At 75.9% G+C, this 1,555-nt stretch carries 2 protein-coding genes and 1 pseudogene; 2 read left to right on the forward strand and 1 reads right to left on the reverse strand.

The features are described from left to right. Both MFF42_RS21275 and MFF42_RS21280 read left to right on the forward strand, forming a co-directional pair. The coding region (locus MFF42_RS21275) for a CpsD/CapB family tyrosine-protein kinase (RefSeq protein ID WP_238257545.1) at positions 1-742 on the forward strand (742 nt) is incomplete at its 5' end. Continuing rightward, entirely contained in the window at positions 742-1,107 is a 366-nt protein-coding gene (locus MFF42_RS21280) for a hypothetical protein (RefSeq protein ID WP_238257546.1), read from the forward strand. The genes MFF42_RS21275 and MFF42_RS21280, both read left to right, overlap by 1 nt. Here the strand turns inward: MFF42_RS21280 and MFF42_RS21285 are convergent. Then, positions 1,033-1,555 (reverse strand): annotated as a pseudogene (locus MFF42_RS21285) (hemolysin); the annotation flags it as partial. The gene MFF42_RS21280 and the pseudogene MFF42_RS21285 sit on opposite strands and share 75 nt — an antisense overlap.

A 1,555-nucleotide genomic window follows, 5' to 3' on the forward strand; every position in this document is an offset into this window, starting at 1 on the left:
CCGGGGCTACCGCAGCCAGGGCGAGATGGAGGCCGAGACCGGCCTGCCCTGCCTCGCGCTGCTGCCGAACCGGCCGGCGGGGGAGCATTCGGGCGAGCGCCTGGAGCAGGATCTCGTCTTCCGCGAGGCTGTGCGGGCGGCGGTGGCCGAACTCGTCGCGGTGCGCGAGCCGCTCAAGGTCGTCCTCGTCACCTCGGCGATGCCGGGCGAGGGCAAGTCGGTCGTCGCCCGCTCGGTGGCGCGCTCGCTCGCCGCCATGGGGCGCCGGGTGCTGATCCTCGACGGCTCGCCCCGCCGCGCCGCGATCGAGGATGCCCGCCACGGCAAGCCCGGCCCCGAGACGGGGGCCGACGACGAGGAGGCGGAGGGCCGGATCTCGACCATCCGCCGCGTCTCCGGCCTGAAGGACGGGCACGACATCTACGCCGAGCCGACCTTCGGCATGCTCGTGCGCGAGGCGCGCGAGCGCTACGACGTGATCCTCGTCGAGGTGCCGCCCGTGCTGCTGCTCGGCGACGTCGCGCTCCTGCGCCAGCACGCCGACGCCGTGGTCCACGTCGTGGCGTGGCACGGCACGCAGAAGGCGGCGGTGACGGCGAGCCTCGCCTATATGCGCCGGCTCGGGCTGACGGTCGCCGGGCTCGTCCTGAACAAGGTCGACCTGAAGCGCCACCAGGGCCGCGCCGCGGACCGCGGCACGCTCTACCGCGACTTCTCGCACTACTACCGGAACAGCGCCTGATGGGCGCGCGGAGGACCCTGGACGCGGCGGCTCCGGACGCGGACGGGGCGATCCTGCTCAGCGCCTGGACCTTCGCTTGCGCGGCCTGCGGCTCGCCCGCCGTCACTTGGCCGAGCGACCCGACCGCCGAGGCGGCGATCGCCTGCGGCGGCTGCGCCCGGCCGCTCGGCACCCTCGCCGCGTTCCGCGCCGGGATCGAGCGGGTGCTGGCCGCCCACCCTCTCGTCGAGTACCGGCCGGGGCCGCAGGATCTTCCGCGGCCCCGGCCGCAACGCCCGCCGGAGGCGGGATCAGACGAACAGGACGTGGCCCGCGCCCAGCTCGGCCTTGTGGGTGTCGGCGAGCCAGAGCGTGTCCGATCCTGAACGGATCGCGACGTCGGTGCCGACGTCCTGCGCCGCCGCCAGCACGGCGTCGAGCGAGCCGAACATCGACCGGCTGACCTCGATCGTGTCGGGGGCGGAGCCGCCGGCCTCGAAATCCTCGACCCAGTCGGCGCCGTTGCCGGCCTTGAACGCGAACCGGTCGGCCCCGGCCCCGCCCCAGAGATGATCGGTGCCGCCGCCGCCGTCGAGCCGGTCGCCGCCGGCCCCGCCGTAGAGGTCGTCGTCGCCGGCGAGCCCGTCGAGCCGGTCGTCGCCGCCCATCCCGTCGAGGTCGTCGGCGGCGCTCGACCCGGTCATCGTCTCGGCCCCGGCGGTGCCGTCGCGGTCGAGGCTGGTGCCGGAGGGCGAGGCACCGACCGCCGGGGTCGCGGCCGGAGCCGTGGCGGGACTCGTGGCCGGGCTCTCGCCCGCGTCGCCGGCGGCGTCG

The organism is Methylorubrum podarium, assembly GCF_022179745.1.
GTDB lineage: Bacteria > Pseudomonadota > Alphaproteobacteria > Rhizobiales > Beijerinckiaceae > Methylobacterium > Methylobacterium podarium.

Coding starts and splice junctions, on each gene's coding strand:
- MFF42_RS21280 (WP_238257546.1), top strand. CDS start 742: ATGGGCGCGCGGAGGACCCTGGACGCGGCGGCTCCGGACGCGGACGGG.